We start from the raw sequence: 10,396 nt of genomic DNA on the forward strand, positions 1-10,396 counted from the left end.
CCACGGGGTCACCGTCTCGGCGGCGGGCTTAGAGCGGGCGGGTGCGGCGGGGGCGGCTTAAGCGTGTGCGGGGCCTGCTCGATCACGACGTGGGCGTTGGTGCCGGACACGCCGAAGGCGGAGACACCGGCGCGGCGCGGGCGGCCGGTGTCGGGCCACTGCCGCTGTTCGGTCAGCAGCCGGACGTCACCCGTGCTCCAGTCGACGCGTGAGGAGGGCGCGTCGGCGTGCAGGGTCTGCGGGAGGACGCCCTGGTCGAGGGCGAGGACCATCTTGATGATGCCGGCGGCGCCGGCGGCGGCCTGGGTGTGGCCGATGTTCGACTTGACCGAGCCCAGCCACAGCGGCTGGTCGGCGGGGCGGTTCTGCCCGTACGTGGCGAGCAGTGCCTGTGCCTCGATGGGGTCGCCGAGGACGGTGCCGGTGCCGTGCGCCTCGACGGCGTCGACGTCGGCCGGGGTGAGGCCCGCGGAGGCGAGGGCGGCGCGGATGACCCGCTGCTGGGCGGGACCGTTCGGCGCGGTCAGTCCGTTGGAGGCACCGTCCTGGTTGACGGCGGTACCGCGGACGATGGCGAGGACGGTGTGGCCGCCTCGGCGGGCGTCGGACAGCCGCTCGACGACGAGGACGCCGACGCCCTCGGACCAGCCCGTTCCGTCGGCGCCGTCGGCGAACGCCTTGCAGCGACCGTCGGGTGCGAGACCTCCTTGGAGGCTGAACTCGACGAAGGCGCCGGGGTTCGCCATGACGGTGACGCCGCCGGCGAGGGCGAGGTCGCACTCGCCGGTGCGCAGGGACTGCACGGCCAGGTGCAGGGCGACGAGCGAGGAGGAGCAGGCGGTGTCGACGGTGACCGCGGGGCCTTCGAGACCGAGCGTGTACGCGACGCGGCCGGAGACGACGCTTCCGGCGCCGCCGGTCAGCAGGTGTCCGCCGAGGCCTTCGGGGACCTCGGTCAGGCCCGAGCCGTAGCCGGAGCTTCCGGCGCCGACGAAGACGCCGGTCCGGGTGCCCTTGAGGCCGGTCGGGTCGATGCCGCCGCGCTCCAGCGCCTCCCAGGACGTCTCCAGGATCAGGCGCTGCTGGGGGTCGATCGCGAGGGCCTCGCGGGGGCTGATGCCGAAGAACGGGGCGTCGAAGCCGGCGGCCTCCCGCAGGAAGCCGCCCGAGCGGGTGTCGCTGGCCGCGAGCAGGGTCTCCAGGTCCCAGCCGCGGTCCTCGGGGAATCCGGAGACCGTGTCGAGGCCGCCGGAGACGATCCGCCACAGCGCCTCGGGCCCGGCCACGCCGCCCGGCAGACGGCAGCCCATGCCGACGATGACGACGGGGTCGGTGTCGGTGACGGTGGCCGCCGGTGGCCGCGCGACGGTGTCGTCGCCGATGTCGGTGCCGAAGAGTTCGTCGCGCAGCCGGGCGGCGACGGCCAGCGGGGTCGGATGGTCGAAGACGAGGGTGGAGGGCAGCGGCACCCCGGTGGCGCCGGTGAGTTCGTTGCGCAGTTCGACCGCGGTCAGGGAGTCGAAGCCGAGTTCACGGAAGGTCCGCCCGGCGGCGACGGCCGCGGTGTCGGTGTGGGCGAGCACGGTGGCGGCGCGCTCGCGGACCAGGTCGAGCAGGGCCGTGTCGCGGTCCTCGGCCGGCAGCGGGCCGAGCCGTTCGCGCAGGGCGGCGCCCGCGCTCGTGGTGTCCGCCGCCGCTCCGGTGCCGCGCAGCGCGTCGGCGGCCTCCGGCAGTGCGGACAGCAGGGGGCTGGGGCGGCCGGTCGTGAACGCGGGAGCGAAGCGGTCCCAGTCGACGTCGGCCACGACCACGGCGGTGTCGCCGAGTTCGAGGGCGCGGGAGAGGGCGCGCAGGCCCGCGTCGGGCTCCAGCGGCCGCAGTCCGCGGCGGCGCAGCAGGTCCTGGGCCTCGGCGTCGGCGGCCATGCCGCTCTCGCCCCAGGGGCCCCAGGCGACGGCGGTACCGGCAAGACCCCGGGCCCGGCGCCGCTCCACCAGCGCGTCGAGATGCGCGTTGGCGGCGGCGTACGCCGACTGCCCGCCACTGCCCCACACACCGGCGATCGAGGAGAACACCACGAACGCCGAAAGGTCCAAGTCCCGGGTGAGGGAGTCGAGATGGTCGGCGCCCGTAGCCTTCGCGGCCAGGACGGCGGCGACCCGCTCCGGAGTCAGCCGGTCGATCAGATCGTCGTCCAGCACACCCGCGGCATGGAACACCGCGTCGACCGGATACCGCGACAGCAGACCCGCGACCGCCTCCGCATCGGCCGTGTCACACGCCTCCACCACCACCCGCGCACCCAACTCCTCCAGCTCCTGGACGAGTTCGGCCGCACCGGGGGCGTCGATCCCACGACGGCTGGTGAGGACGAGCTCACTCGCACCCCGCCCCACCAGCCAACGGGCCACCCGCGTGCCGAGCGCTCCGGTGCCGCCGGTGAGCAGCACCCGGCGGGGTGCGTTCCATCCGCCGCCCGCGTCGGCCGGGGCGGCGGCGTGGGTGAGGCGCCGGGCGAAGGCGGCGGTGCCGCGGACGGCGACCTGGTCCTCGGAGCCGTCGGCGACGACGGCGGCCAGCACGGCCAGGGCGCGGCGGTCGGGGCGGGCCGGCAGGTCGACGAGGCCGCCCCACCGGTCGGGGTGTTCCAGGGCGGCGACCCGGCCGAAGCCCCACAGGGCGGCCTGCGCCGGGTCGACGACGCCTTCGGACGGGGTGCCGACCGCTACAGCGCCGTGGGTGAGCTGCCACAGCGGTGCGGTCACTCCCGCGTCGCCCAGCGCCTGGACGAGGGTCAGCAGGGCGGCCGGGCCGGACGGGAACGCCAGGACGCCCGCGATCGGTTCGGTGTCGGCGGTGTCGGACAGGCCCGACAGGACGCCGGCCAGCGCGGCACGGTCCGCCTGCGGGTCGTACGTCACCCGCTCGGTCCCGGGCAGGAACTCCTCGATCCCCGCGAGCGTGTCCTCGCCGGCAGGCTGGAGCAGGAGTCGGCGGCCGGTGTCGGTCGCGGTGGGAGGGGTGACCGGCTGCCAGGCGACGCGGTAGCGCCAGCCGTCCACGCGTGAGCGCTCGGCCGCACCGCGCCGCCAGGCGGACAACGCCGGTACGACGGCGTCGAGTTCGGCCTCGTCCACGCCCAGGACCTCGGCGAGGTCGTGGGCGTCGCCGCGTTCCACGGCCGCCCAGAAGCTCGCGTCGAGCGGGTCGGCCGCCACGGGTCCGGCGGCAGCGGCGGGCTCGGGCCAGAACCACTCATGCTGGAAGGCGTAGGTGGGAAGGTCGACCGGCCGTGCGCCGGTGAGGAGGGCGGCCCAGTCGACGGCGGCACCGTGCGTGAACGCCCGCGACACCGCCGCCAGGACGGTGTCCGTCTCGGGGCGGTCCTTGCGCAGGACGGACGCGAACAGCAGGTCCTCGCCGCCGGAGACACTGGTCTGGGCGAGGGCGGTGAGGGTGCCGTCAGGGCCGAGCTCCACGAACCGGGTCACACCCCGCTCCGCCAGCGTGCGCACTCCGTCGGCGAACCGTACGGCCTCACGGACATGGCGGACCCAGTAGTCGGCGGACTCCAACTCCCCCGCACCGGCGGCCTGTCCGGTCAGGTTCGAGACGACCGCGATGCGGGCCGGCGTGTAGGTGACGCTCTCGGCGACCGTGCGGAACTCGGCGAGGATCGGTTCCATCAGCGGCGAGTGGAAGGCGTGGGAGACACGTAGACGAGAGGTACGGCGGCCCAGGGCGGCTATCTCCTGGGCGATGGCCTCCGCGACCGCTTCGACGCCGGAAATCACCACTGAGCGGGGGCCGTTGACGGTGGCGACGGACACCTCTGTCTCCCAGCCCTCCAGCAGCGGCAGGACCTCGTCCTCGGACGCCTCCAACGCGAACATCGCCCCACCGGCAGGAAGTTCCTGCATCAGACGACCCCGCGCCGACACCAGCCGGCACGCATCCTCCAACGAGAACACCCCCGCCACGTGCGCGGCGGCGAGTTCGCCGACCGAGTGGCCCACCAGGAAGTCGGGGCTCATCCCCCACGACTCCACCAACCGGAACAGCGCCACCTCGATCGCGAACAGTGCGGGCTGCGTCCACCCCGTCTCGTTCAGCAGCCCCGCGTCCTCACCGAACACGACCCCCCGCAGACCCTCGTCCAGGTGCCCGCACGCCGCGTCGAAGGCCTCCGCGAACACGGGATACGCTTCGTACAACTCCCGCCCCATGCCCAGGTGTTGCGCGCCCTGGCCGGAGAAGAGGAAGGCGAGCTTGCCCTCGGTCGCGACGCCCTGGGCCACACCCGGCACGCTCTCGTCGCGGGCGACGGCGGCGAGGCCCGCGAGGAGTTCCTCACGGTCGCCGCCCCGGATCACCGCACGGTTGTCGAACGCCGACCGGGTCCTGACCAGCGACAGACCCACGTCGGCGGGGTCCAGGTCGGGATGGGCCTGCGCATGAGCCAGCAGCCTGGCGGCCTGAGCGCGCAGAGCGGCGGGGCTCTGTCCGGAGACCACCCACGGGACGACGGGCAGCGCCGGAAGGATCGCGATGTCCGTGTCTTCGGCGGCCGTCTCCGCCTGTTCCAGCACCACGTGCGCGTTCGTGCCGCTCAGTCCGAACGAGGAGACACCCGCGCGGCGCGGACGGTCCGTCTCCGGCCAGTCCACCGCCCCGGCCAGCAGCCTGACCTCACCGGCTTCCCAGTCGACGTGCGACGAGGGTGCGTCGACGTGGAGGGTGGCCGGCAGGACACCGTGGCGCATCGCCTCCACCATCTTGATCACACCCGCCACACCGGCAGCAGCCTGCGTGTGACCGATGTTCGACTTCACCGACCCCAGCCACAACGGCCGCCCCGCGTCACGGTCCTTGCCGTAGGTCGCCAGCAACGCCTGCGCCTCGATCGGGTCACCCAGTGTCGTGCCGGTGCCGTGCGCCTCGACCGCGTCCACGTCCAAGGCCGACAGACCCGCACTCGCCAAAGCAGCCCGGATCACCCGCTGCTGCGAAGGGCCGTTCGGTGCGGTCAGACCGTTCGACGCACCGTCCTGGTTCACCGCCGAACCACGTACGACGGCCAGCACCGGGTGACCGTTGGCGCGCGCGTCCGACAACCGCTCCACGAGCAGCACACCGACACCCTCACCCCAGCCCGTACCGTCCGCGCCTTCGGCGAAGGCTTTGCACAGGCCGTCGCCCGCGAGGCCGCCCTGGCGGCTGAACTCGATGAACGCGCCGGGGGTGGACATCACGGTCACGCCGCCGGCGAGTGCGAGGTCGCACTCCCCCGACCGCAGGGCCTGCGCGGCCAGGTGCAGGGCGACGAGGGACGAGGAGCAGGCCGTGTCGACGGTGACCGCGGGCCCTTCGAGGCCGAGGACGTAGGAGACCCGGCCCGAGAAGACACTCGCCGCGTTGCCGGTGCCCACGTAGCCGCCGAAGTCACCCCCCGAGGACGCGAGGAGTGCCGGGTAGTCCTGGCCGTTCGTCCCCGCGAACACGCCGGTCCGCGAGCCGCGCAGCAGACGGGGGTCGATACCGGCCCGTTCCACCGCCTCCCACGACGTCTCCAGCAGCAGGCGCTGCTGCGGGTCCATGGCGAGCGCCTCGCGGGGTGAGATCCCGAAGAAGCCGGCGTCGAACGATCCGACGTCGCCCAGGAACCCGCCGCGGTGGGTGTGGCTGGTGTAGGGGCCGTCGAGTGCGTTGAGGGCGTCGAGGTCCCAGCCGCGGTTGCGGGGGAAGTCGGCGATGCCGTCGCGTTCCTCGGAGAGCAGGTTCCACAGTGTTTCCGGGGAGTCGACTCCGCCCGGGAAGCGGCAGGCCATTCCGACGATCACGATCGGGTCGGCGGACACCTCGACACCGGTCGCGGTGGACGCGCCCGGAGTTTCCGCGACGACACCGCTCAGCTCGCCGTGGAGGAAGTCGGCCAGGGCCGACGGAGTCGGGTAGTCGAAGACCACGGTGGCGGGCAGCCGTACCCCGCACTCCGCGCCCAGTACGTTGCGCAGCTCCACCGCGATGAGCGAGTCCACGCCCAGTTCGCGGAAGGCGCGGTCGGCCGGAACCGCTTCCGGGCCGGCGTGACCGAGCACGGCGGCCGCGCGGGTACGGACCGTGTCGAGGAGTTCGGCGCGCTGGGCCGGTGCGGTCAGGCCGGTGAGGCGTGCGCGCAGGGCGGTCGCGGGGGCGGACGGTCCGGTCGTGTGCTGGGGGGCGGCATACAGTTCGCCGAGGAGCGGGCTGGTGCGGACGGCGGTGAAGGCGGGGCCGAACAGGGTCCAGTCGACGTCGGCGACGAAGGTGACCGGGGCCGGCGAGGCGGCGCAGACGGCGAGGGCGTCGAGGCCGGTCGCCGGGTCCAGGAGGTTGACGCCTCCGCGGCGCTGGCGGTCCTCGGCGGAGGCGTCGGCGGCCATGCCGCCGCCGGCCCAGGGGCCCCAGGCGATGGACGTGGCGGACAGACCCCGCGCACGGCGGCGTTCGGCGAGTGCGTCCAGCATGGCGTTGGCCGCGGCGTAGTTGGCCTGGCCCGCGGAGCCGACGGTGCCGGCGAAGGACGAGAAGAGGACGAACGCCGAGAGGTCGCGCTCGCGGGTCAGTTCGTCGAGGTGGAGGGCGGCGGCGACCTTGGAGCGTACGACCGTGTCGAACTGCTCGGGGGTGAGCCGGTCGAGGACCCCGTCGTCGAGGACTCCGGCGGTGTGGACGACGGCGTCGACCGGGTGCTCGTCCAGTAGCTGCCGTACAGCCTCACGGTCCGTCATGTCGCAGGCGAGGAGGGAGACTTCGGCGCCCATGGCCGAGAGTTCGGCCTCCAGTTCGGCGGCGCCGGGTGCCTGCGCTCCGCGCCTGCTCGTGAGGACGAGACGGGTGGCCCCCTGTCCCGCGGCCCAGCGGGCCACCCTGGCACCGAGTGCGCCGGTGCCGCCGGTGACCAGGACCGTACCGCTGGGGGTCCAGGGGGTGCCGGGTTCCTCCGTGACCGCGACCAGGCGGCGGGCGAGGACACCCGCGGCGCGGACGGCGACCTGGTCCTCGTCGGCGCCGCCGCCGGAGAGCAGGGCGGCCAGTCGGGAGGCGGTGCGGCGGTCGAGTTCGTGCGGGAGGTCGATGAGACCGCCCCAGCGGTCGGGGTGTTCGAGCGCGGCCACGCGGCCCAGTCCCCAGACGGCGGCCTGGTCGAGGCGCGGGGGTACGTCGCCGCGGCCGGTGGTGACCGCTTCCCGGGTGAGGGTCCACAAGGGCGCGGTGATGTCGGTGTCGCCGAGTGCCTGGACGAGGAGGGCGGTGGCCAGGACGCTTTCCGGGGTGGCGGTGTGTTCTCCCGGGGCCTGGGCCAGGGCCGAGACGACGCCGCTGACCGGGGTGCCGGCGGCCGCGGCGGCGAGCAGGCCGGCGAGCGTCGCGCGGTCGGCGTCGGCGGGGCATGGCACGGTGACGAGGTCGGTGGCGCGTGCGGCCAGGGCTTCGGTGAGGGCGCCGTCCCAGCCGTCGTCTCCGAGGGCGGCCGGGGTGACGAGCAGCCAGCGGCCGCTCAGTCGCGCCTCGGCGGGCAGGCCGGTCACGGGGCGCCAGGTCACCTGGTGGCGGTGGTCGCCTTCGGTGGTGGGCGCGGCGGAGCCGTCGGCCCGGTAGGAGCGTTCGAGCCAGTAGCGGTCCCGGCGGAAGGCGTAGGTGGGCAGGTCGACGCGTCCGGCGCCGGGGAGGAGGGAGTTCCACTCGGGCGTGCGGCCGTGCACGTGCAGGAGGCCGACGGCGGACGTCAGGGTCTCGGCCTCGTCCCGTTCCTTGCGGAGGGTGGGGGCGAAGAGCGCGTCGTGGCTGTCGGGCAGGCTGGTCTGGGCGAGGGCGGTGAGGGTGCCGTCCGGGCCGAGCTCCACGAACCGGGTGACACCGTTCGCGGCCAGCCACCCGATCCCGTCCGCGAACCGCACGGCCTCCCGGACGTGGCGGACCCAGTAGTCGGCGGACTCCAACTCCCCCGCGCCGGCCGCTTGTCCGGTCAGGTTCGAGACGACGGCGATGCGGGCCGGCGTGTAGGTGACGCTCTCGGCGACCGTGCGGAACTCGGCGAGCATCGGTTCCATCAGCGGCGAGTGGAAAGCGTGGGAGACACGCAGACGGGAAGTGCGGCGGCCCAGGGCGGCTATCTCCTGCGCGACCGCCGACGCCGCGGTCTCGACGCCGGAGACCACCACCGAACGCGGACCGTTGACCGCGGCGACCGACACCCCGTCCGTCAACAGCGGCAGGACCTCGTCCTCGGACGCCTCCAGCGCGAACATCGCCCCACCGGAGGGAAGTTCCTGCATCAGACGACCCCGCGCCGACACCAACCGGCACGCATCCTCCAGCGAGAACACCCCCGCCACATGCGCGGCAGCGAGCTCACCGACCGAATGGCCCACCAGGAAGTCGGGCCGCACACCCCACGACTCCACCAGCCGGAACAACGCGACCTCGATCGCGAACAGTGCGGGCTGGGTCCAGCCCGTCTCGTTCAGCAGCTCGGCGTCCGCACCGAACACGACCTCCCGCAGACCCTCGTCCAGGTGCGCGCACACCGCGTCGAAGACCTCCGCGAACACGGGATACGCCTCGTACAACTCCCGGCCCATACCGAGACGTTGCGCGCCCTGGCCGGAGAAGAGGAAGGCGAGTTTTCCGTCGCCCTTCGTCGAGCCGGTGTGGACGCGGTCGGTGTGGTGGCCCTCGGCGAGGGCGGCGAGGCCGCTGAGCAGGTCGGCGCGGTCGGTCCCGAGGAGTGCGGCCCGCTCGGGGAGTGCGGCGCGGGTGGCGGCGAGGGACCAGGCGAGGTCGTAGAGGTCGGTGTCGGGGTGGTCGGTGAGGTGGGCGCTGAGGCGTGCGGCCTGTTCGCGCAGGGTGTGTTCGTCGCGGGCGGAGAGCACCCAGGGCAGCAGGGGCAGGCCGGCGCGGGCGGGAGCCTCGGTGGCCGGTTCGTCTGCGGGGGCCTGCTCGATGACGGCGTGGGCGTTGGTTCCGGAGACTCCGAAGGCGGACACGGCGCCGCGGCGGGGCCGGTCGGCCCGCGGCCAGTCGACGGACTCGGCCAGGAGCCTGACGTTGCCGGCGTTCCAGTCGACGTGGGAGGAGGGGTTGTCGACGTGGAGGGTGGGCGGGAGGACGCCGTGGCGGATCGCCAGGACCGTCTTGATGACGCCGACGACGCCCGCGGCGGCCTGGGTGTGGCCGATGTTGGACTTCACCGAGCCGAGCCAGAGGGGGCGGTCGGCCTCGCGGCCCTGGCCGTAGGTGGCGAGCAGGGCCTGGGCCTCGATGGGGTCGCCGAGCGCGGTGCCCGTGCCGTGGGCCTCGACGGTGTCGATCTCGGTGGCGGGTACGCCCGCGCTCGCGAGGGCGGCGAGGATGACGCGCTGCTGGGAGGGGCCGTTGGGGGCGGTCAGTCCGTTGGAGGCGCCGTCCTGGTTGACGGCGGAGCCGCGGACGACGGCGAGGATGTGGTGGCCGTTGCGGCGGGCGTCCGAGAGCCGCTCGACGACGACGACGCCGACGCCCTCGGCCCAGCCGGTGCCGTCCGCGTCCTCGGAGAACGCCTTGCAGCGGCCGTCGGAGGCGAGGCCGCCCTGCTGGCCGAACTCGATGAAGGCGCCGGGGCTCGACATGACCGTCACGCCGCCGACGGCGGCGAGTGAGCACTCGCCGGAGCGCAGGGACTGTGCGGCCAGGTGGAGGGCGACGAGGGAGGAGGAGCAGGCGGTGTCGACGGTGATCGCGGGGCCTTCGAGGCCCAGGGTGTAGGCGACGCGGCCGGAGACGACGGACATGGAGGTGCCGGTCAGCAGGTGGCCGCGGACGTCGTCGGGGACCTCTCGCAGTCCGCTGCTGTAGCCCTGGTCGCTGCATCCGACGAAGACTCCGCAGCGGCTGCCGCGCAGAGCGGCGGGGTCGATGCCCGCGCGTTCGAAGGCCTCCCAGGTCGCTTCGAGCAGCAGGCGCTGCTGCGGGTCCATGGCGAGGGCTTCGCGGGGTGAGATGCCGAAGAAGGCGGGGTCGAAGCGGTCGGCGTCGAAGACGAAGCCGCCCTGGTGGCGGGCGCCGCCGGTGGCGTCGGTGCCGAGGTCCCAGCCGCGGTCGGTGGGCCAGTCGGTGACCGCGTCGACTCCCGACACGAGCAGGTCCCAGAAGTCCTCGGGCGACCGGACACCGCCGGGCAGACGGCAGCTCATACCGACGATGGCGACGGGTTCGTCGTCCTTGGACTCCAGCTGGCGGAGTTTGAGCCGGGTCTCGTGAAGGTCGACGGTGAGTCGTTTGAGGTAGTCCCGAAGCCGCGCTTCAGTTGTCATGGACTGCCCCCATGCTGTTGTGGTGAGAAAGGGTCGCGCCTCGTGCGGCTTGGACAGCATGT

1 protein-coding gene is annotated in these 10,396 nt (G+C 73.9%); it reads right to left on the reverse strand.

From position 1 onward, the window contains the following. Positions 1 to 8 precede the first annotated feature (8 nt). Positions 9 to 10,334 (reverse strand): type I polyketide synthase, encoded by a 10,326-nt coding sequence (locus HEP85_RS00735; protein ID WP_369657519.1) that lies wholly within the window; start codon positions 10,332 to 10,334, stop codon positions 9 to 11. Positions 10,335 to 10,396 lie beyond the last annotated feature (62 nt).

Source organism: Streptomyces sp. RPA4-2, from assembly GCF_012273515.2.
GTDB lineage: Bacteria > Actinomycetota > Actinomycetes > Streptomycetales > Streptomycetaceae > Streptomyces > Streptomyces kaempferi.